This is a genomic window from Streptomyces sp. NPDC006430 (genome assembly GCF_040612395.1).
GTDB lineage: Bacteria > Actinomycetota > Actinomycetes > Streptomycetales > Streptomycetaceae > Streptomyces.
Genome location: NZ_JBEXQA010000002.1, coordinates 600,112 through 621,366, shown reverse-complemented (window position 1 = coordinate 621,366; position 21,255 = coordinate 600,112). Strand labels below are relative to the sequence as shown.

The window sequence follows — 21,255 nt, the reverse complement described above, 5'->3', positions numbered from 1 at the left end:
ATGAGCGAAGGGAACCGGGGCGCCTCGGTCCGTGGTGAGAGGCAGCGCCCCGGGGTGAAGCCCGAACTTCGCGGCTCCCCTCCACCCCGCCCGTACGTGACGGGCGGGGGAGGCAACCGGCCGCAGCGCTGCGAGCACCGCGGAAGGGAGAGCGAGCCGTGCGAGCAATGCCGGGCGGTGAAGTCCGGAGATGCCTCGCAGGGCGGTTGAGCGGTGACGCGAGGGGCGCGGCCGGCCGTACCGGTCCAGTACGGCCAGCGCCCGTAGATGTCGGTGGATCACAGGAGCCTCCAAGCCGGAGGGACGAGACTTCACCGGCGCGCCGGTCCCGAGCCTGGGAGTCGGGTGCGTCATCGTCACTGCTCTGACGCCAGCAGGGCGGCGCGTACCGGGTGGCACCCCCTTTGAAGCGGGGTGTTCTCCAGAGCCGGCACGCAAGAGAAGGTGTCGCCGCCGACGACTGCCCGTCGCCATGGGGACGGGGATCACGCCCCGTCTCATTTCACTTGGCACGCTGTTGAGTTCTTAAGGAACGGACGCTGCCTTCGTACTCGCCCCCTCGGGCTTTCCTCCGGGCACAGCTCGTCACAGGCATCGATGCAGGTCAGCGCAGAGATCCGCCCCGATCAACATGCGATACATGCTTGAACGTGTATCTCACAGTGGCGGCCCTGATCGCGCTTGTCAAGCTCCTCGCTCAACCGGGGTTCCGTGTGATGTGCCATCAGAGTGCCGCCGAGGGGCGGGACGAAGTCACCACGTCCCTGGACGACTTGGGACGTCCTCGGTAACGTTCCGCAGGTCGAGTACGTCCCTGGACGTCCCTGGGGGTGGGATGGCTAACGAGCGGTTGCGATCCGCGATGCTGACGCAAGGCATCACCGTGGAAGCCCTGGCAGAGCACGTCGGGGTGGACCCCAAAACCGTGGAGCGCTGGATCACCAAGGGGCGGGCGCCGTACCGCCGCCATCGCCTCGCCATCGCAGCGATGCTGCGTGAGGACGAGTCGTACCTGTGGCCGGAAGGTCTGCCCGACTCGCAGCGCAAGGACGCTGCCGACGCCGAAGTCTTGAAGGTGTACCCGCACCGGTCCTACGTGCCGGCCGAGCTGTGGCTCCAGATGTTCGGCAGGGCTGAGCGTGAAATCGGCGTACTGGTGCACGCGGGCGTATTCCTCGCCGAAAACCCCCGATGGGCGCAGCTCCTCAAGCTGAAAGCGACTGAGGGCGTCCGGGCACGCATCCTGCTCGGAGATCCGGAAAGCCCGGAGATCCAGCGCCGCGGCGAGGAAGAGGAGATCGGAGAGGGCGTGGCCTACAAGGTCCGCGAGGTCATGAAGCTGTACCGCCCGCTCTACTCAGTCCCGGGCATCGAGTTTCGCCAACATAGGTCGACCCTGCACAACTCGCTGTACCGCTCAGATGACGAGTGGTTGGTGAATACGCAGGTGTACGGGGTAAGCGCGCCCCTGACCCCAGTTCTCCACCTGCGCCGAGTGGCCGGCGCTGAACTGGTCTCGACATATCAGCAGAGCTTCGAGAAAGTCTGGACCGAAGCCGTTCCCCTCGAAAGGTGACCATGAGCCGCCGCACCGACTACTTCAACGATCCCTCCGCACCGAAGGCCAACAGCATCGTGCCCGCAGTCACGGCCTTCGTGGTCAACGACGCGGGCGACGTCCTTATGGAGCGCAGGTCGGACAACGGGCGCTGGGGAATGCCGGGGGGTGTTCAGGAGATCGGCGAGAACATCGCCGGAACTGTCGTCCGAGAGGTCCGGGAAGAGACCGGCATCACCGTTGAGGTGATCGGCCTGGTGGGCATTTTCACCGACCCCGGGCATGTCATCGCGTTCGCGGACGGTGAGGTCCGCCAGGAGTTCTCGCTCTGCTTTCGCGCCCGGCCAGTCGGCGGCGAGATCAAGGTGAGTTCCGAATCCTTCGAGGTCCGATGGGTCCCGCGGTCTGAAGTCGATTCACTCGACATGTCGCCGACCACCCGCCGACGCCTCGAAGAGGGCTTCCGGGAGTCCCCGGTCCCCCGGATCAGCTGAGAGCCGACTCGGCCCTACGCTGCCTCACCCGATCCACCCTCGCCAGCAACTCGGGACGGGCCGCGGAGACGGCTCGATAGACGACGTGTTCGGGGCCGTACCGGTCCAGCACTTCCGCCAACCGCTCGCCGGGGTCGACCAGGGCGCCGGTCGGGCTGCTCGTGAGGTCGCAGAAGGTGATGGCATCCACCAGATCGGGCTCCGCGGGACCGAACTCCGCGAGGGCATCGTTCAGCCCCAGCTCGGACGCCTCCCACGGCGATGACGTGTGGAAGGCCACGAGACTGGACAAGCGCGGATCGGCTCCGACGACATCCCGCAGGTACCGGGCCCCGTCAATCATGTGCTGCCCGGTGTCGACGGCGGCCTGGGCGTATCCGACATCGTGCGCGATGGCCGCTGCCGCCAACAGTTCGGCGTCCTCTCCCAGCGCCGGGGCCAGGGTCAAGGCCTGCGAATAGACGCGCTGCGAGTGGGCCCACCGCTTCGGCAGGGCCTCAGCGAGTAGCGACTCCGCAAGGTCATGGGCCCACTTGGCCAACTGCATGAATTTGCCTCCGAGGGCGTTGGGGTTCAGGCGGCGCTGCTGACGAATCTTCCTACCCCGTGCTGGGCCCTTACGTGCCCGGCCGTCTCCAGTTCCCGGACGGCACGGCGCACCGTCCCGCGGGAAACACCGTAGGTGTCGGCCATCGCTGCCTCGCTGGGCAGGCGGGCGCCGACGGGGAGGGCGCCCTCGCGGATCTGCTTCAACAGGTCCGCCATGATCTGCTCGTACGGTGCGCGTCCGGCGCCCCCGGGGAGTTGCCGGCCGACTCCGGCGACGGTGGCGACATCCCCCGTCTCCTCCAAGGCGCGCAAGGCCCGCCGCACGGTCGTACGGGCTACTCCGAACTCGCGCCCGATCTCGGCCTCGGACGGCAGACCGTCCGCGTAGCGTCCCTCAGCGATCCTGGCTCGCAGCGACTCCGAGACGAGCAAGTACGTTCCTCGTGGACTGGCCTGCGGCACGCAGCCTCCCTTTCCCGGGCCTTGACGGCGGTGGTTAACCACCCCAGCTTCGCACGCTGGGGGCCTCCCGCCGAGGCCCCGGCGTGCACGCCAGCGCCCATCGCTGAGTGCCCCGCGCACGGTATGCGATAGAGATCAGTCCGGATGGGGGCGCCCGGCAGGGAAACACCAGTTCAGCGCACATTTCCGGGGTGCCCTTGGCATGCCCTCCGGAGCCGTGTGCGCAGGTTCGAATCCTGCCGGGGGCACTCCAGCCAGCAGTGTGTAAGTGTCGCTGACCAGCTGAAGTGCCAAGCATGAAGGCCCGAACTCAGTCCCACTGAGTCCGGGCCTTTGTCGTTGCTGCTCACTGCTCCCGTGTGCGGGGCGTGTGGGCACCAAGCTTGGTGCTGGGCGAGCAGCCGGGCACCGCGACCCAGGCACTGCGTTATCGGCCAGCGCGAAAGACGGCGGGTTGGGACGATGGCGCGCATGGCCAGTTCGTGGAGCAGGTGTGCCACAGGTCGTAGGGCCGCCGCGCGAGCGGCGAGGCGGCCCGGTCGGGAGGCAGGGCGAATGCTCACGCCCTCACCTGCCGGAGGTGGCTGAATGCGGGTGACAGCGGCTGGATCACGAGAGATGATGGTCGACGTCTGTTCGAGTACGCGTGCGCCCGACTGACGCTGGGGGAACAGGACGTCTACCAGTCGTGCGGCGCCGCGACCGGCGTGACTCCACGTCACTTCTTGCATGAAGGAAACCCTTCTGGTGCGTCCCACTCGTGCGACGGTCCTGCTCACCGCAGGTCTCGTCACCCTTCTCGGTGTTCCGTCCGCCGCGGCAGCCGAGGCCCCGCCCACCCTCTACGTGAACAACAACACCGGCTCCTCCTGCGCGGACGGCGGCCCCGGCTCGCAGGCCGTGCCCTTCTGCACCATCTCAGCGGCGGCCAAGGTCGTGGCGCCGGGGCAGACCGTACGGATCAAGACGGGCAAGATGTACGCCGAGGCCGTCACCATCGACCGCTCCGGCGCACCGGGCAAGCCGGTCAGCTTCGTGGCCGACGGGCCGGCGGGCAGCCTGGTGAGCCTGGGCAACCAGCAGCTCACCATCAGCGGCGCCTCGCACGTGGTGGTCCGCGAGCTGGGCGTCAACGGCGGTATACGGGTCAACCGGTCCGCCGACGTCGAGCTGGACCGGGTCAGAGCGCTCGGCCCGGTTGATGCGGAGGCCCTCGTGGTCGGCGACGCGAGCACGGATGTGCGCGTCAGCCGGGGGATGCTCTACGGCGTCCGGATCGAGGGCGGCACCCAGCGCACCGTACTCGGCCGCAACGAGATCCTCGGCCACGACCAGGAGCCGCTCACCATCGCGGACGCTCCCGCCACCGTCGTCACGAACAACACGATCCAACTCGGCTGCGGCACGGCCGTCTCGCTCAGCGGCAGCTCGTCCGGCTCCGCCGTGTTCAACAACGTGATCAACGCCAAGTACCAGAACGGTCCGTGCGACCCCGCTCGGGCACGCGCCGCCCTCGCGGTGTCGCAGAGCGCGGCGGCCGGCACCCGGGCCGACTACAACCTGATCGCCGGCTCCTTCCAGGTGGGGCAGACGGTCTACACCTGGGGCGGCGCCGCCCACCAGGACCAGGCGGCGTTCCACGCCGCGACGGGCCAGGGCGGGCACGACATCGTGCTCCCGGCCACCCAGGACGCCGGCACGAAGGCCGTGGACTCCGCCGACGCGACCGCGCCCGGGGTGCTGCTCACCGACAGCCGCGGGTATCCGGTCGTGGACGACCTGCGCGTGCCCAACACCGGCAAGGACGGCGGGTACCTCGACCGCGGCTCGCGCGAGGGCCAGAACTGGCTGGAGAGCGTCCGGCTGGAACTCGACCAGCCCTGGGCGCCGGCCGGAACCGCCGTGAAGGCGACGGCCACCGCGGTCAGCGCGTGGTCCGGCCCGCTCACCTACCACTTCGACTTCGGTGACGGCTCCGCCCCCGTCGTCACCGACGAGCGCACCGCCACGCACGTCTACAGCTCGCCGTGCGAGTGCACGGCCACGGTGACCGTGTACAACGAGGCCAAGCTGAAGACCGCCGCCGGCTCCCAGGCCAAGGTCACCGCGCCCGGTCCGCTGACGGCCGGCTTCACCTCCAAGCCGTTCCTGCCGACCGCCGAGGACCCCCGGGCGTACGTCGCCCCGCTGACGGTGGAGGTCGACCCGCGGAGCGCCGTCGCACCGTGGCCGGTCCAGCAGGTGGACGTGGACTTCGGTGACGGCGCCCACGAGCAGGTGTCCGCGCTGGAGCCCGTCCGGCACGCCTACGCGCAGCCCGGCGACTACAAGGTGACCGTGACCTTCAAGGATGCGAAGGGCGCCACCTCCACGGTCAGCCGGACCGTGCAGGCTGCGTACGCCGCGTCAGGCTATGTGCCCGTGCACCCGTTCCGTGTCCTGGACACCCGTCTCTCCAACAGCCCGGTGCAGGCCGGCACCGCCGCCCAGGTGGCCGTACCAGTCGTCTACTACAGCTCGGGCCCCCACCACACGGGCGGGGCCACCGCGGCCGTCCTGAACGTGACGGTGACCGGCGCCACCCAGGACACCCACCTGAACGTCTGGCCCTCGGGCCAGCAGCGCCCGGCGACCTCGAACGTGAACGTCCGCGCGCGCGGCACCTCGTCCAACACGGTCACCGTGCCCATCGGCTCCGACGGCAAGATCCTCGCCCAGCTCAACTCCGGCCAGGGGCACGTCGTCGTCGACTTCGTCGGCTACTACCAGCCCAACACCGGGCAGAGATTCTACCCGGTCACCCCGACCCGTCTCGCCGACACCCGCACCATGGGCGGCGCGCTGGGCGCCGGCCAGACCCGGACCGTCAAGGTGGCGGGCGTGCGGAGCATCCCGCCGGACGCCGCGGCCGTCGCGCTCAACCTGACCAGCACCGGCGCCACGACCGACACGCACGTGATCGCCTACCCGGAGGCGGACAAGCGCCCCACCACCTCGAACCTCAACCCGGAGCCGGGCAAGGACAAGTCCAACCAGGTCATCGTCCCGGTCGGCCCGGACGGCACCATCACCCTCTACAACAACGCCGGCTCCACCGACCTCGTCCTCGACGTGGTCGGCTACTACCACGGATGGGGCGGCGGGGCGCTCTTCACGCCGGTCGTTCCCAAGCGGCTCGCCGACACCCGCACCACGGGCAAGCTCGCGCCCGGCGCGACCACCACCGTCGCCGGCCTGCCGGCGAACGCCGTCGGCGCGGCCCTGAACGTCACCGCGACCGAGACCACCGGCGCCGGCTTCCTCACCATCCACGGGTACGGGACCGCCCGCACGGACGCCAGCAGCCTCAACACCCGTCCCGGCGAAACCGTCCCCAACCATGTCATCACCCCCGTCGGGGACGGCAAGGTCAGCATCTGGAACAGCTGGGGCGGCAGCAACCACGTGATCACCGACGTGTTCGGCTACTTCACCCAGGGCTAGTAGCTGTGTTCCGAGGCAGCGCATGAACGGCGCCCTGCAAGCTGCAGCCCATTCGTGGACCTGCGGGGCGAAGGACGCTGACCCTAGGCCACTGACCTGGGGAAACACGTAAGACGTACGGGGCCTCCGGAACCGTGTGCGCAGGTTCGAATCCTGCCGGGGGCACTTCACAGGAAGTGCCATCGAGGCGCTGACCAGCAGAAATGCGGGTCAGCGCCTTCTTTTTCACGCCAGAAGGCACACCATGTACCTGCCGTTGCGCTTGCGCGGCACACCTCCCCGTCTGGGCTTTCCCCCTGGGACCGGGCCAGTCTGTTGTTGCTCACCTCCCGGCCGTGAGCAGGAAGGGGCTGGGGTCCCCCGCCCAGGACACGTACAGGCCGTCGCGGGCGCGGGTGCAGGCGACGAACAGCAGGCAGCGTTCCGCCAGCAGGTCGGCTTCGTGCTGGAGACGGTCGACGTCCACGGGCGTCACCGCCTTGGGAAACGGCACGGCGCCGTCATGGACACCGACCACTGCGACGCATCGGTACTCCAGGCCCTTGAAGGAGTGCATGGTGCCGACGTTCACTGCGTCGGCCACCTCCGGCCGATCCGCCCGCAGCCGCCGGGCGGGGATGCCGGCCGCGGACAGGCGTTCCGCCACCTGGTCGCAGGTCCGGTTGAAGCGGGCGCTCACGCCGATGTCACCGGGGGCGATGCCGTCCTCAAGCCAACCGCGGACGCGCTCGACGAGCGCTGCCAGCTCCGCCTCCGGGGAACCGGCCGCATGGGTCTCGGGGCCGTTCCCGTGCAGGGCCGAGCGGTAGCCGAGCAGGGTTTCGTGGCGGGCTTCGTCCTCAAGCTCGGCGAAGGGGCGTCCGACGAGGAGCGCGGTGGACCAGCTCAGGATCTCGTGCGTGGAGCGGTAGTTCTTGCGCATCTTCGCCGACCGCCCCGCGACTTTGATCCCGACCGCCTTGAGGGAGACCTTGCTGTCGTAGATCCGCTGGTGCGGGTCGCCCGCGATGAACAGGTCGTCCGGGCGCACCGGGGCGGCGGCGCGCAGGAGGCGCCACTGGGCGGGGTGGAGGTCCTGGGCCTCGTCGACGACGACGTGCCGGTAGCACGGTCCGGTCCGCTCCAGCAGGTCCGCGGCCTCCGTGCAGGTGCCGAGGTAGGTCCGCAGCCCGTCGGAGGCCAGCCGGGCGGTGAACTCCTCGATGGCGCCCCACACCGGCGGCCGGGCCGCCACGGGGAGCGCGCTGCCTCGCCCTTTGCGCTCGGCGGCTTCGTACTGCTCGTACGTGCGCAGGTTCTGGGCGAGGACGACGTGCCTGTACTCCTGGGCGAGGAACTGCGGGCTCCCGGTGAAGCCCGCGGCCCGGGCGGCCTGCTGCCAGCGGGCCGGCTCCTCGTCGGCGCGCAGGGGCCGGCGCGAGGTGGACAGCACCCGCCCGGCGAACGCGTCCACGGTCATGATGTCCACCCGCGCCCGGAGCGTCCCGTCGTCGACGAGTTCGGCGAGGCCCGCGCGCAGGGCGGCCACCAGTGCGTTGGTGTAGGTGGTGAGCAGGATGCGGTCGCCGTCGCGGAGGTGGCCCAGCAGGTGGCGCACGCGGTGCAGGGCGACGACTGTCTTACCGGTGCCGGGGCCTCCGGTGACCTGGGCCGGGCCGGAGTAGGAGGCCCGGTAGGCCACCTTGTGCTGGGACGGGTGCAGGAAGACCCGCCACGCGGCGAAGGGCTTGTCGAGGATGTCCCGGAGCTCGTCCGATCCGGTGACCAGGGCGATGCGGGTGCGGCTGTGCCGGATCGCGGTCTCGTAGTCGGCGGGGTTCACGGGCTCCGAGCTGTCGGCGGCGGCCAGGTTGACGGCGACCACCTCGCGCCACACGTCCTCCACGGTGAAGCCGGCGGCCAGGTACTCCAGGACCTCCCGCTGGTCCTGGGGGAAGAACGGCGCGAAGGCCTCCAGCTGCTCCGCGCTGGTCAGGACCCGGGCCTGCCGCAGGGTCGTCCCGTCGATGCCGAGGGCCGAGAGGTCTCCGTCCGAGAACCTGGCGAAGAGCCGCTGCTCGGGGGCGGGGGCGATCCGCTCGTATGCGGGGGTGAGCTCCTCCAGGACGGCGATGTCGCGGATCTCGACGGCCCGGGTGACCGTGTTGATGCTCGCCTTCTGCTTGACAGCCCATGCGTTGGCCTCGTCGTGCGGCAGCACCCGCAGCAGGACGTACGTGTCCCCTCTGTCGGGTGCCAGCACGACCCCTCGGGTGCCGCGGTCGATCCGGATCGTCCGGATGTGCGGGTCGCGGGCGCCTTTGAGCGACTCCAGCTTCAGGCCGGGGTCCTTGAACAGCTGCTCCAGGGTGAGCCGTTCGAACTTCTCCCAGGCGTCGAAGACCCCCTTGCGGACCGTGCCCTGGAGTTTGGGGAGCTGGGCACAGAAGGCGATGTCGAAGGCGAGGCGGGGCATGGTGGGTTGTCTCTCCTGACGGTTCTTTCGCGGTGACGCTGTCAGCCGGTCTCGTCACGAGTCTGCGGGCCTGGCTCCTCCGGTTCCTCAAGGCCCTCCAGGGTCTGCAAAGCCAGGTCGGCAAGGGTCTTCCCCGCCCATGTGGCCCACCTGGCAGTACCCTGGTTCGCGACGGGCCGCTCCGTCCATTCGGCCAGTTCCCACATACGGGTGATCAGCCCGGAGGGCGAGTACTGTTCTCCGTCGGCCGCCCAGAGGATCGGTTTCGTCCGGTGGTTCACCCACGTCGCCCGGGCGCGCCGGTCGTCCTCGGCGAGCCATGCCTGCAGGGCTTCGGCCTCCATCGGGTAGCCGGTACTGAGTCTCAGCGGCTCGCCATCGTCCAGGATCCGCTTGTCGACGAGGACATGCACGGCGTTGGGCCGGCGGCGCTTGCGCTGGGGACGGACGAGGCGGTACCTGTCCGGTGCGTGGCCTCCTGCCTCGCCACCGGACATGACGGCGAGCACGCGTGCCGTGAGGTCGCGGCAGCGGTCGGCGTCGGAGCACACGGCCCGGATCTGCGAGCGCTCCGTGAAGAGCTCATCGATCGCGGCCATGGTGACGGGCAGCAGCCGCTCGACGAGTCCCCTCGTCGCCCCGGTGGCCCCTTCGGCCCATGCCGACTTGGCATCGGGTTCGCCCATGGCCTCCGTGTCGAGCAGCCGGAACACCAGATGGGTGAGCAGGTAGGTGCCATGCTCCGTCAGTGCTGCCCCGCGTCCCTGGTAGCGCTTGCGGAGATCGAGAAGGCCGCGCTGCACCTCGCGCAGCACCTGGACAGCGTTCCACAGGAGATACACACTCGGCCTCGGCCGGAACAGGACGTCGTAGACGCCCTGTGGACCCCGCTCCCACAAGGGCTCCAGCGACAGTGCGATCCGGGCCGCGTACTGGCTGTCGACATGGGCGCAGGCCAGGGCACAAGCGGCCTCGACGACCGTGCAACCGGACGCTTCGGGCAGATCGACTTCGCTGCGCTGGACGCCGTACTCCAGGTCGAGTTCGGCCCGCATCTCGTCCATGATGTCGCCCTGGACGGGGTCGAGGGTGATGAAGTCGCGGTCGCCGACGCTGTTCTGGCGGTTGGTCGCCCTGGTGGTCTCGCTGGCGAACTCCTTGGCCTGGTCTGTGACGATGATCCGCACACTGATTTTCGCCTCGGCCGCGGCGTCGTCGTTGGCCAGGGCGTCGGCCACGGCCCGCACGGTTTGTGCGCCGTTGACCACGATCGCATTGTGCAGCGTCAGCATGAGGGGCTTCTGCTGGGGGGCGCGGGCCGACCTTTCCACTTTGTCGACCCGGTCGCAGAGGACGGTGATTCCGTTGTTGAAGTACCAGAAGTTCGCGGGCTCCTCAATGAGGGTGGAGATCAGCGCGTTGTTGATGGGCGTCCGGCCCAGGGGCTTGCGGATGTTCAGGTTGAAGAGGTTCGTTCCGTACCCCGCGGCCCATTCGGCGACCTGCTCGGCGTCTACGACTCCCTGGTACGACTCGTACAGCGCGTCGGAGCCCATGCCGAACCAGGGGAACAGCTCGGCGGTCAGGACCACCGGCTCGGGCGCCTGGTCGGCCCGTACGGAAGCCCAGATCTCCGGAGCCAGGATGATGCGGTGGCCCAAGACGTCGCCGTACCGGTTGAACTCCTCCTCCCCGTTCTTGATCGCCTGCATGAAGCCGTCGCCGGGCATGTCGGGCCGCATCATCACAACGACCTGCGTGACCGGGACGGTCCCCCGGTCCATGACGGATTTGGCGTACTCGGCAAGCCTGCGTCCCCGCGGGTTGAACGGGGCGAAGTTCTCCTCGTCGATGAGCCTGAAGCCCGCCAGGAGTTCGAGTACGGCTTCGCGGTCGCCCTTGGCATATCCCTTCGCGCTCCACTTGCTCTGGACGAGGTACACGTGGGGCTTGGCCCCCTCGACCACCGCGATCGCATCGATGCCCTGGTCGAGGTCACCGTCGATGACGGTGGCGGCGGCTTCCTCCGGGCTGAACCCGGTGACGATCCGCACGGCCTGCGCGGCCAGGGCCCTGGAGGTCCGGCGTATCTCGAACGCCTCCCCTGTGTGCTTGGCTGCCAGGTCGCTGGTGTCCAGGAGCTCGCCGTACACCTTCTGGAGGGCGTTGCCGACCTGCCTCACCTGGGTGTTCAGGTCAGGCTTTCCGCCCTTGGGCTGCTGTGCGTTCATACTTCGTTCCCCCCTTGGCGGCGCCGACCGGCCCCGCCACCTTGCTGGCCCCCGCAACCGCCCGCCGAACGGCGTTCAGGGCGCCCGACCGTTAAGATCCAGCCGCACGAGTGCCAGGGCCTCGGCGATCTCCGCGGTCAGCTCGTCCGCGGGCCCGTAGACGACGTTCAGGTCGCCGTGCAGCGGTTCGAGCACGAACAGGGCATCAGCCGCGCGGCCCTGGGCGAGCAGCAGCATGCCGATGTCACGGCGCAGTTCGATGGCTTCCTCGCTGACGTCGCTGTCCACGGACCGGACCACGGCCAGCACCGATTCCAGTGCCGTGAGCGCCTCCGTCACCTGGCCGAGTTCGGCGCGGCAGCGGGCGGCCTGGGCACGGCAGGCGCGGGCCCGCGCGCTCGTGGGCCCCGCGATGCGCCCGTACGCGTCGGCGAGCGCCGTGAACTCGGGCAGCGCGGCCCGGTAGTCCCCGCCGAGCAGCCGGATCGCCGCTCGCTGGGTGCGCAGGTCGAGCACCTGCCGGTTCTCGGTGCCGAGGGCGCGGGCGGCCGGTTCGATGACCTCGCTCAGCACCTCCGCAGCCTGCGCGAACCGCTCCTCTTCCAGGAGGGCATCGGAGTGCGCGTACGCCTCCTTGATGTCCGCCCTGAGTTCGTCCGGTACGGGGACGGGCGCGGGGGCCGACTCCCCGGAGGGCGCCTGGGCGACCGCCGGCCGGGGCCGGGAGCGGGGCGCGTACGGGTGGCGGAACAGCCCGGTCGGGTCCGGCGCTCCGGCCGGGCCGCTCTCACCGGGCGCCGGTTCCTGGCCGGCCTGGGGGAGGAAGGGCCGCAGCCGCTCGTACACCTCCTGGACGTCGGCGGGCCTCGCTTCCGGGGCCTTGCGGAGCAGGTGCAGGACGAGTTCCTCCAGCGCCGCCGGGACCTCGGGACGCAGCCGCCGGAGCGGGGTGGGGTCCTTGGTGACGTGCTGGTACATGAGCGCCAGCTCGCTGTCGGCGTGGAACAGCGCCTGCCCGGCGAGCAGCTCGTGCAGTACGCAGCCGAGCGCGTAGAGGTCCGTCCGCGGGGTGACCCGGCCGCCGCGGACCTGCTCGGGCGCCATGTACTGAGAGGTCCCGATGGGGCTCCCGGTCGCGGTCAGCTTGGTCGCGTCGGTGCGCAGGATGGCCGCGATGCCGAAGTCCAGGACCTTCACGGTCCCGTCGCGGGCGACGAGGACGTTGCCCGGCTTGAGGTCCCGGTGGATCACCGGGACCTCGTGGGCGTGCGAGAGCACGGTGGCCACCTGCGCGGCCACGGCCACGGCCCAGCTCACCGGAAGCGGCCGGGCCGGGTCCACGTAGGCGGACAGCGGGACGCCCTCGACCAGCTCCATGACAAGGAACAGGTGCTCGTGGGTGTCGTCGAGGACGGCGTCATACACCTGCGGCACGCCCGGGTGCTGGATGCGGGCCGTGATCCGGGCCTCGCGCCGGAACCGCTTGGCCAGCTCGTCCGCCATCTGCGGCGAGGTGACGGCCTGGGGCCGGATCAGTTTCACCGCGATAGGCCGGTCGAGTACGGAGTCGTAGCCGCGCCAGACGTCACCCATGCCGCCGTGGCTGAGCTCTTCCAGAAGTTCGTAACGCCCGGCGATCAACCGCTGCGGCACCGTGCCCCCGCCCCGTCGTGTTCGTGTCGCCGACGTGCGTACCGAGGTGGTGTCGGCCGGCCCGACATGTCAGGACCAGTGTGGTAGGGGGCGGCGATCTTCGTCCAGGGAGGTGGGAAGGCTGTGTCACATCTGGCCGAGAACCGACTGTGCGCCGGGATTTCGCCTGTCGCACTCGGCCCACACGACCTTGCCGGGCGCCCCGCACGGGCGCGGGCCCCAGCCCCAGCGGTCGGCGAGGGCGGCGACGAGGAGCAGGCCGCGCCCCCCGGTGCGGTCCGGGCCCGGGAGGTGCTGCGCGGGCTCGGGCGTCCGCTCGCCACGGGTGTCAGTCACCTCGATCCGCACGGCGGCGACGGGCTCCGCGGACACGGTGAGCCGCAGGTGGAAGTCCCGGCCCGGCACCCGGCCGTGCTGGACGGCGTTCGCGCTGAGCTCGGCCACGAGAAGGACGATCGCGTCGTGTGCCTCGGTGCCGTACGGGATCCCCCAGGCGTGGAGCCGCTCCGCGCACAGCGCGCGGGCGAGGCGGGCGCCGCGGGGCGTGGAGGTGAGCCGCATCTCGAAGTGGTGTGCGGGTGTGCTGGGTTGGGTGGGGGTGGCGGTACTGGCGGGGTTGCTCGTCATGGCTCCACGGTGGGCCGTGGTGGCGTAGCGTGACCAGGGGTGACGCGCCGTCGCGTTCCGCTTGTACGCGGGTGGGCGGTGCGGTGTACGTGCGCGGAAGGGTGACGGCGGTGCGGGACGATGACGAGGCCGAGCGGGAGCCTGTGGGGCAGCGCCCGGAGGACGAACCGGGTCAGGGCGTGGTGACGGCGTTCGGACGGCAGTTGAAGCTGCTGCGGACACGGGCCGGGCTGGAGCGGCCGGAGTTCGGGAAGCTGGTGGGGTACGCGCCGCAGTCGGTGGCGTCCTTCGAGCAGGGGCGGCGGATCCCGCCGCCTCGGTTCATCGACAAGGCGGACGAGGTACTGGACGCGGGCGGCATGCTCAAGGTGCTGAAGGAAGAGGTGGCGCGGGCGCAGTACCCTGCGTTCTTCCGGGATGCGGCCCGGCTTGAGGCGGAGGCGGTTGAGCTGCACGTCTACGACACTCACGTGGTCAATGGCTTGTTGCAGACCGAGGAGTACGCGCGAGCAGTCTTCCGGATGCGGCGCCCATTGCTGGACGAAGACACCATCGAGCAGAGGCTGTCAGCACGGTTGGGGCGTCAGGAGATCTTCTCGCGTCGGAGGCTGCCGACGCTCAGTTTCGTTATCGAGGAGTCGGTGCTGACACGACCCATCGGAGGCCGAGAGGTCATGAGGGGCCAGCTGGAACAGGTCCTGCTGCACGGCCAACGTCGAAATGTCGAGATCCAGGTCATGCCCAACGAACGCGAAGAACACAGCGGACTCGCAGGCCCTTTCACCTTGATCGAGACGAGCGAGGGGCGCAGGATCGCCTACGTAGAGGTGCAGAAACACAGCCGCCTCTACACCGACCGCGCGACGGTCAGGGAAATGGAAGCCCAGTACGGCATCCTGCGGGCGCAGGCGCTGACGCCGCGCGAATCCCTGGCCTTCATCGAAAAACTGCTGGGAGAGAGATGAACGACAAGATGCCCGAGCCGCGTCTGCCGGACCTGGCGTGGTTCAAGAGCAGTTACAGCAGCGGCGAAGGCGGTCAGTGCGTCGAGGTCGCCTGGCGGAAGAGCAGCTACAGCGGCGGCGGCGGCGGCGAGTGCGTCGAGGTGGCCACCACGCTTGGCAACATCCACGTCCGGGACTCTAAGCAGCTCAGCGGCCCCGTACTGACCGTCGGCCCCGCCGCCTGGGCCGGGTTCGTGGAGCTGGCCGCCGGGCCACAGGCGTAGCCGATCGCGGCACAAGGCCCGCGTACACCGCCACGGTGTACGCGGGCCCAGGCCGGTGCGTCACGCGGCGTCGTCCACGCCCTCCTCGCGGCGGATCATCCGCCACGCGGCGCGGCGGGCGCTGCGGTCGAGGCTGGACTTGAAGTTCCGATCGGCGCCGAAGTACTGGCGGCCGAGACCGGCCATGGACTCGATGTGGTCGGCCATCTTGTCCGCGAAGACCTTGTCGAAGACCTTGCCGAAGTTCTCCTCGTCGTTGACGACGGCCGCCGCCCGGACCTTGGCGTCGGCGCTCGCCTCCTCGAAGGGCCGGATGATGTCCTTGTCGGTGAAGTCCGTGCCGAACTTGGCGTTGAACTTCTCGATCAGTTCGGACAGAAGGGACTTCTCGGCCTCCTTGGCGCCGCCCGGTCCCTCGCCGAAGCCCGGCATCGTCGCGGGCCCTTCCGGGCTCAGGGAGACGTCATGCTCGCCGGTCTTCTGTACGCGCAGGTGGCTGAGGTCCACATCGCCGATGTCGACGCCCCCGTCCGTGCGCCCGCGCAGCCGGGTGAGGAGGTAGCGGCCGTAGAGGTGGAGCCGCTCCAGGTCGGGGTCGTGGTAGGGCACGATCTGGGCGAGGAAGCCGTACTTGCGCACGTAGTCGATGAGGTCGGCGCGGAAGTCCTCGGCCGTCTTGACCTCGTCCTCGTCCTCGTCGTTGTCGCGCAGGGCCTCGTAGCGGGTGACGGCTGGGGACAGCCGTCGGTAGAGCTCGGCGTGCAGCTTCTCCCACTTGGCCTGCGAGCCGGCGGCCTTCTCCTTCGCCTCGAAGTAGGCGGCGGCGAACTCGTCCATCTCCGCTTCGGAGATGATCGGTGCGGACATGACCCGGCTCTGGGCGGTGTAGAGCAGGTTGGGGTCCGAGGGGAGCGTGTTCGCCTCCTCGAAGTACGGGCGGAACGCGTCCTTGATGTCCTCGGCCTCGTTGGTGAAGTCCAGGACGGCGAGGTCGGCCTGTGCCTTGCGTTCGGCGGTGCGGTTCAGACGGGAGAGGGTCTGGACGGCCGCGATGCCGGTCAGCGTCTTGTTGACGTACATGGTCGTCAACAGGGGCTGGTCGAAGCCGGTCTGGTACTTCTCGGCGACGACCAGGATCCGGTACTCCGGCTGCCCCTTCGCTCCGGCCTTGACCGCCTTGTCATCGGCGCGCGTGTAGCCGAAGGCCTTGGGCAGGGCGGTCTCGGAAAGACCCCCGTTCTCCTTCGGCTCGGTGGTCTCCTCGCCGTCGATGGTGAGTGAGCCGGAGAAGGCGACCAGGACGCCCAGGTCGGGGTACCTGGTGTGGTAGTCGCGGTCCTTGATGTAGCTCTTGATGGCGCGGGCCATCTGGACGGCGGAATGCCGGGAGGCGGTCACGACCATGGACTTGGCACGCCCGCCGAGCCGGCCCCTGGTGTGGGCGACGAAGTGCTCGACGATCACCTGCGCGTGCTGGGAGACGGTCGAGTCGTGGGTGAGCACGTACCGGGCGAGGAGCGAGTTCGCCTTGGCGGGGTCGACCTCGCGCTCGTCGTGGTTCTGGTTCACCAGCTTCCAGTACGTGTTGTACGTGACGTAGTTGCGCAGCGGGTCGAGGATGAAGCCTTCCTCGATGGCCTGGCGCATGGAGTACGTGTGGAAGGGGCGGTAGGCGGCCTTGCCGTCCACCTGGTCCGGAGTGCCGAAGAGTTCGAGGGTCTTGGACTTGGGGGTGGCGGTGAAGGCGAAGTAGGAGAGGTTCGCGGCCCGGGAGCGTTCCAGCGCCTTCTTCTTGAGCTTGTCGGTGACGGTGACGGTGGTCGCGCCGGCGTCGTCGGAGTCGGAGTCGAGGCCGAGTTCGCGCAGGGCGGCCCGGACGGATGTCGCGGCGTCGCCAGACTGGGAGGAGTGGGCCTCGTCGATGACGATCGCGAAGGTCGTGCCCTTGATCTCGGTCGGGTTGCGCTTGAGGTAGTCCAGGAGCGCGGGGAACGAGTGCAGGGTGACGGTGACGATCTTGCCGGTGTCGCGGGAGAGTGCGCGGGCGAGCTGCTCGCTCTTGGCGCCGTGCTTCTCGTCGATCTTGACGACCAGGCCGTCGGTCTGGGAGAAGCCGCCGACCGTCTCGCGGAGCTGGGCGTCCAGGTTCCGGCGGTCGGTGATGACGATGACCTTGTCGAAGACGGGCGCGCCGGGCTTGATGAAGCCGGCGGACAGGGCCTCGGTGTTCAGCGTGCGGGGGTCGTTGTCCGCGTGCAGGTCGGAGAGGCGGTGGACGAGCCAGCCGATGGTGTTGGACTTGCCGGACCCGGCCGAGGCCATGATCAGGTAGTTCTGACCGGCACCGTGCGTGGCAGCGTCGGCGGTCAGCTTCTTGACCACGTCCCACTGGTGGTAGCGCGGGAAGATCGTGGTGCGGGTGGTGCCGCCGCCGGAGGTCTTGGACTTCTGCTGGTGGACGAACCGCTGGAGGAGGTCCAGCCAGTTGTCCCGCTCCCAGACCTGCTCCCAGAGGTAGGAGGTCGAGTACTGGCCGTACGCGGTGGGGGCGGGGTTGCCGGCGCCGCCGGGGCGGCCGGGGCCCTCGGACCCGGTGTTGAAGGGCAGGAAGCGGGTGTTCTTGCCCTTGAGCGCGGTCGCGACGAAGACCAGGTCGGGGTCCACGGCGAAGTTCGCGATGACCCGGCGGGTGAAGATCAACTCGGTAGGGTCGCGGTCGGTCCGGTACTGCTCCTTGGCGTGCTCGACGCCCTGGCCGGTGAGCGGGTTCTTGAGCTCGGCGGTGGCCACGGGAATGCCGTTGAGGAACAGGGTCAGATCGAGACGGTTGTTCCAGTCGAGCTGCTTCGTGGCGTAGGGAAGCTCGCGGACGACGGTGAGGCGGTTGGCGCGGTAGCCGTCGAGGACGGAGGGGTCGGCGACCAGGTTTGGCTTGAAGTAGGCGACGCGGAGGAGTACTCCGCGGTCCTTGACGCCGTTGCGGAGGACGTGGAGCAAGCCGTCGTTGGCGATGGCCTGGTCGAGGCGACGGGCGAAGCCACGCCGGGCCTCGGCGGGGTCGCCGTAGACGGTGCGCAGCTCGTGCCACTCCTCGGTCTGGGTCTCGCCGAGGAACTCGAAGAGTTCCTCAGTGTCCAGGCCGAGGTCAGGCTGATAGCCGGCGGGGCTGACCTCGCGCCAGCCACGCGCGGTCATGGCGGCGACTATCGCTTCGCCGAACGCGGACTCACTATAGACCGGGCCGGGGTTCATGCAGTGATTCCCTCCGTGACGTTGCGTCCGCTGGCAGTGGATACGTCGAACTGACCGGTGACGGCGGCGGTGATGAGGGCTTGGCGGCGCTCGGCAAGCAGCCTGATCTGCCGATCAGCCAAACTCCCTGCACGCCGCGCATGGGAGAGCGCCACCTTCGCATTCTTGGCGATACGCCGCTGATCAGCAGGAGATGGCAGCGGGGATCGAACCTGTGCGAGATGCGTCGGACCGAAGTGCTGCATGGCTGCCCCGGTCTTGAGGACATCGATCTGGCGAGAGAAAAACGAAGAGCAGAGAAACGCCTCGACGTACTCCATGTTCGTCTGTGATTGCGCAGGCCGCAGGATAATGAGGCCTGTATACGGAATTGCTCCCACAACCTGCAGATCGGCCACGACTGATACGGCACCCATCGTTGCACTGCCACTGATCAGCCGGTCGCCCAGCTTGAGGCAGAATTGGGACCACTGTCGCGACACCTTCTCGGAATCAAGGAAGTTGCAGCCGTTTAGAGTAACTTGCCCACCTTGGAGACCTGCGATTCGGACGAGTGGAACACCTTCGTCACGAAAATCTGCAGCCATAATCCCGGGGCCTTCTCTGAAGCGCACCACGTAGCGGAACGGGATTAGATCGCGACACTTCTCAATTTCGGCGTCAATGGCCGCCTGCGACTGTTCGATCGCCAGGCCCTTAAGACGCCGATAGCTCTTATTTAGAGAATCAATACGGGTAGCCTCGACATCAAGGAAGTCAGCTATGCGACGCTGTTCATCCAATGATGGTACGGGTAGCACCACATTGGCGAGCGCAGCACCGTCGAAAGCAGTTGACCTCTCGCGAATCCCTTTGGCGAGGGTGGCGACATAGCCATTCAGTGCCATGGTCCGCAGTGCATAGGCCGCGAACCGCACGTCCATATTCTCGGCTGGTTGGTATGCGTGGACGACTGGAGATGCCTTGCCGTCCGAGTCAGATACGCCAATGGCTCCGGCGAATCCATCCATTCCGTGCACGACGAGGTCACCCTCTCGGATACCCTGATAGCCAATCTCCTGAATGGCATTGGTGAATCCGTCGGTGCGTCGATTATCTCGAAGTGTGACCTGTCCGTCGCGGAAGGCGGTGACGATTTTATCTTCCGGGCGGACGCTCCTGCGCTGACGGCTCAGCAGCCACTTAGCCCGTTCGGTGAGCCAGCCGGAGGGAACGTCTCCCAAACCTGGAATCGCAGTCACTGCATAGCCTCCGTGAGCAAGGACTGAATCTCAGCCTCCACCGCCTTCAGCTCCGCGTCGATCTCCGCCAGCGGTCTCGGCGGCACGTACTCGTAGAAGTGCCGCGTGAACGGGATCTCGTAGCCGATCTTCGTCTTCGTGTGGTCGATCCATGCATCCGGGACGTGCGGGTGGACCTCGCGCTTCAGGTAGTCCTCGACGTCGTCGCCCAGCGGGACGTTCTCGTAGTCCCGCAGCTCCGTGTCCGGTTCCGGCTCACCCTTGATCTTCTGGACCTCGCCGCCAGGGTCGCGGACGCCGATCGTGTCGCGGACCGCCTTCGCGAACGGCGCGCCCGTCGGCCACAACAGGCCAGCGGCGACCACCGCGTCCTTCAGGGCCACCAGCGCATCGGACTTCTTGGACCACGACGCGCCCAGCAGGGTGCGAATGGCGGCCACGAACGGCTCCGCGTCCGCCAGCTTCTGGACCGGCTTCGCCGTCGCCAGGGCCGTGAGCGTCTCCTCTGTGACTTCGAAGCGGAGCTTCAGCGGGCGTTCGACCGTGATGCGCTGGTAGCCGAAGGCCGCGTTGTCGAAGACCTTGGCCTTGGCGTGGAGCTCGTGGTTCGGGTCCGCCGCGGCCTGGATGGCCTCCGCGTACAGGCGCGTCACGGTCGCGATGTGCTGCTTGCCCAGTTCCTTGCGCTTGTCACCGAGTGACTTGCGCATCTTCTGGAACTGGTCGCGCGCGTCCAGTAGGACGACCTTGCCTTTGTGGTCGGGGGACTTGCGGTTGGTGAGGATCCAGAAGTACGTGGAGATGCCGGTGTTGTAGAAGAGCTGGTCCGGGAGGGCAACAATCGCCTCCAGCCAGTCGTTCTCCAGGATCCAGCGGCGGATCTCGGACTCGCCCGAACCGGCCGCACCCGTGAAGAGCGGGGAGCCGTTGAAGACGATGGCGATGCGGGAGCCGCCACCGCCCTTCACGTCCACCGGCTTCATCATCGAGATCATGTGCTGGAGGAAGAGCAGCGAGCCGTCGTTGATGCGCGGCAAGCCGGCGGCGAAGCGGCCGGCCTCGCCCATGTGCTTGTGCTCGTACTCGACCTCGTCCTTGACCTTCTTCCACTCCACGCCGAACGGCGGGTTGGCCAAGAGGTAGTCGAACCTCTCCCGGCGGTGGGCGGGGTCGCTGAAGGAGTTGCCGAACGCGATGTGCTCCGGGTCCTGCCCCTTGATCATCAGGTCGGACCGGCAGATGGCCCAGGACTCCGGGTTGAGCTCCTGGCCGTAGACCTCCACCGTGGCGTCCGGGTTCAGCGACCGAATGTGCTCCTCGGCGGCCGACAGCATTCCGCCGGTGCCGCACGCCGGGTCCATGACCGTACGCACCACGCCCGGCACCTGAAGCGCGTCCCCGTCGGGCGCGATCAGCAGGTTGACCATCAGCTTGATGACCTCACGCGGGGTGAAGTGCTCACCGGCCGTCTCGTTGGACTGCTCCGCGAAGCGTCGGATCAGCTCTTCGAAGATGTAGCCCATGTTGTGGTTGGGCACGACATCCGGGTGCAAGTCCAGGTCGGTGAACTTGCCGATGACCTGGTAGAGCAGGTCCGCCGTGGCCAGCCGCTTGATCTGCTGGGAGAACTCGTATTTATCCAGGACCTCCCGGGCGTTCTCCGAGAAGGCGCCGACGTAGATATGGAGGTTCTCCGCAGCGTTCTGCGGGTCCCCGGCGATCTTCTTCAGGGTCAGGTCGCTCCTGTTGTAGAAGGAGTGGCCCGAGGCCTTGCGCAGCCAGTAGTCCGGGTCGATGTCCTGGCCCTCGTACTCGGCAGCGGTCTCCGCGACCTGCTCCCGGGTCGGCTCCAGGACGCATTCCAGTCGGCGAAGCACCGTGAACGGCAGGATGACCTTGCCGTAGTCGGACTGCTTGTAGTCGCCGCGCAGGAGGTCGGCGACGGACCAGGCGTGGTTCGCCAGTTCCGTGTGCTTACTGCTGTTCAAGGGGTTCCCCGGTTTCCTTCCGGACTGTCCCGCC

General features: G+C 68.5%; 14 protein-coding genes. 5 read left to right on the top strand and 9 right to left on the bottom strand.

Translation table 11 applies throughout. The features are described from left to right. Positions 1 to 835 precede the first annotated feature (835 nt). A complete protein-coding gene (locus tag ABZZ20_RS05965) occupies positions 836 to 1,576 on the top strand; it encodes a helix-turn-helix transcriptional regulator (protein WP_356867139.1) in 741 nt (246 codons plus the stop codon). A 2-nt stretch (positions 1,577 to 1,578) separates the two neighbouring features. Continuing rightward, positions 1,579 to 2,052 carry an NUDIX domain-containing protein gene (locus ABZZ20_RS05960; protein ID WP_356867137.1) on the top strand — a complete coding sequence of 158 codons (474 nt, stop codon included), beginning with the start codon at positions 1,579 to 1,581 and terminating at the stop codon, positions 2,050 to 2,052. Here the strand turns inward: ABZZ20_RS05960 and ABZZ20_RS05955 are convergent. Together ABZZ20_RS05955 and ABZZ20_RS05950 are read right to left on the bottom strand one after the other, a co-directional pair. Further along, positions 2,045 to 2,599 (bottom strand): HD domain-containing protein, encoded by a 555-nt coding sequence (locus ABZZ20_RS05955; protein WP_356867135.1) that lies wholly within the window; start codon positions 2,597 to 2,599, stop codon positions 2,045 to 2,047. The two genes, ABZZ20_RS05960 and ABZZ20_RS05955, sit on opposite strands and share 8 nt — an antisense overlap. A 26-nt stretch (positions 2,600 to 2,625) precedes the next feature. Then, positions 2,626 to 3,033, bottom strand: a complete 408-nt coding sequence (locus ABZZ20_RS05950; RefSeq protein WP_356867133.1) for a GntR family transcriptional regulator — start codon at positions 3,031 to 3,033, stop codon at positions 2,626 to 2,628. A 759-nt stretch (positions 3,034 to 3,792) separates the two neighbouring features. On the opposite strand from ABZZ20_RS05950, the gene ABZZ20_RS05945 reads away from it, so the two are divergent. Beyond that, a complete protein-coding gene (locus ABZZ20_RS05945) occupies positions 3,793 to 6,546 on the top strand; it encodes a PKD domain-containing protein (protein WP_356867131.1) in 2,754 nt (917 codons plus the stop codon). Between the two features lie 322 nt (positions 6,547 to 6,868). Here the strand turns inward: ABZZ20_RS05945 and ABZZ20_RS05940 are convergent, their stop codons facing one another. From ABZZ20_RS05940 to ABZZ20_RS05925, 4 genes are all read right to left on the bottom strand, one after another. After that, positions 6,869 to 9,001: a UvrD-helicase domain-containing protein gene (locus ABZZ20_RS05940; RefSeq protein ID WP_356867129.1), complete on the bottom strand. Its 2,133-nt coding sequence runs from the start codon at positions 8,999 to 9,001 to the stop codon at positions 6,869 to 6,871. A gap of 41 nt (positions 9,002 to 9,042) precedes the next feature. After that, a complete protein-coding gene (locus tag ABZZ20_RS05935) occupies positions 9,043 to 11,232 on the bottom strand; it encodes an AIPR family protein (RefSeq protein WP_356867127.1) in 2,190 nt (729 codons plus the stop codon). 75 nt (positions 11,233 to 11,307) lie between these two features. Beyond that, a complete protein-coding gene (locus ABZZ20_RS05930; RefSeq protein ID WP_356867125.1) occupies positions 11,308 to 12,885 on the bottom strand; it encodes a protein kinase in 1,578 nt (525 codons plus the stop codon). A gap of 126 nt (positions 12,886 to 13,011) precedes the next feature. Then, positions 13,012 to 13,512: an ATP-binding protein gene (locus tag ABZZ20_RS05925; protein ID WP_356867123.1), complete on the bottom strand. Its 501-nt coding sequence runs from the start codon at positions 13,510 to 13,512 to the stop codon at positions 13,012 to 13,014. 110 nt (positions 13,513 to 13,622) lie between these two features. Between ABZZ20_RS05925 and ABZZ20_RS05920 the strand changes: the two genes are divergently transcribed. Both ABZZ20_RS05920 and ABZZ20_RS05915 read left to right on the top strand, forming a co-directional pair. Then, positions 13,623 to 14,477 (top strand): helix-turn-helix transcriptional regulator, encoded by an 855-nt coding sequence (locus ABZZ20_RS05920; protein WP_356867121.1) that lies wholly within the window; start codon positions 13,623 to 13,625, stop codon positions 14,475 to 14,477. Next, positions 14,474 to 14,740 (top strand): DUF397 domain-containing protein, encoded by a 267-nt coding sequence (locus ABZZ20_RS05915; RefSeq protein ID WP_356867119.1) that lies wholly within the window; start codon positions 14,474 to 14,476, stop codon positions 14,738 to 14,740. Before ABZZ20_RS05920 ends, ABZZ20_RS05915 begins: the two co-directional genes overlap by 4 nt. A gap of 60 nt (positions 14,741 to 14,800) precedes the next feature. Here ABZZ20_RS05915 and ABZZ20_RS05910 read toward each other — a convergent pair whose 3' ends face one another. Genes ABZZ20_RS05910 through ABZZ20_RS05900 form a run of 3 tightly spaced genes read right to left on the bottom strand, consistent with a single transcriptional unit; the run spans position 14,801 to position 21,221 of the window. Next, positions 14,801 to 17,992 carry a type I restriction endonuclease gene (locus ABZZ20_RS05910; protein WP_356867117.1) on the bottom strand — a complete coding sequence of 1,064 codons (3,192 nt, stop codon included), beginning with the start codon at positions 17,990 to 17,992 and terminating at the stop codon, positions 14,801 to 14,803. Continuing rightward, entirely contained in the window at positions 17,989 to 19,233 is a 1,245-nt protein-coding gene (locus tag ABZZ20_RS05905; RefSeq protein WP_356867115.1) for a hypothetical protein, read from the bottom strand. The genes ABZZ20_RS05910 and ABZZ20_RS05905 overlap by 4 nt, the downstream gene beginning before the upstream one ends. Beyond that, the gene (locus tag ABZZ20_RS05900; RefSeq protein ID WP_356867113.1) at positions 19,230 to 21,221 is read right to left on the bottom strand and encodes a class I SAM-dependent DNA methyltransferase; all 1,992 of its coding nucleotides are present in this window, start codon (positions 21,219 to 21,221) and stop codon (positions 19,230 to 19,232) included. Before ABZZ20_RS05900 ends, ABZZ20_RS05905 begins: the two co-directional genes overlap by 4 nt. Positions 21,222 to 21,255 lie beyond the last annotated feature (34 nt).

Coding starts and splice junctions, on each gene's coding strand:
- ABZZ20_RS05965 (WP_356867139.1), top strand. CDS start 836: ATGGCTAACGAGCGGTTGCGATCCGCGATGCTGACGCAAGGCATCACC.
- ABZZ20_RS05960 (WP_356867137.1), top strand. CDS start 1,579: ATGAGCCGCCGCACCGACTACTTCAACGATCCCTCCGCACCGAAGGCC.
- ABZZ20_RS05955 (WP_356867135.1), bottom strand. CDS start 2,599: ATGCAGTTGGCCAAGTGGGCCCATGACCTTGCGGAGTCGCTACTCGCT.
- ABZZ20_RS05945 (WP_356867131.1), top strand. CDS start 3,793: ATGAAGGAAACCCTTCTGGTGCGTCCCACTCGTGCGACGGTCCTGCTC.
- ABZZ20_RS05940 (WP_356867129.1), bottom strand. CDS start 9,001: ATGCCCCGCCTCGCCTTCGACATCGCCTTCTGTGCCCAGCTCCCCAAA.
- ABZZ20_RS05935 (WP_356867127.1), bottom strand. CDS start 11,232: ATGAACGCACAGCAGCCCAAGGGCGGAAAGCCTGACCTGAACACCCAG.
- ABZZ20_RS05925 (WP_356867123.1), bottom strand. CDS start 13,512: ATGACGAGCAACCCCGCCAGTACCGCCACCCCCACCCAACCCAGCACA.
- ABZZ20_RS05915 (WP_356867119.1), top strand. CDS start 14,474: ATGAACGACAAGATGCCCGAGCCGCGTCTGCCGGACCTGGCGTGGTTC.
- ABZZ20_RS05910 (WP_356867117.1), bottom strand. CDS start 17,992: ATGAACCCCGGCCCGGTCTATAGTGAGTCCGCGTTCGGCGAAGCGATA.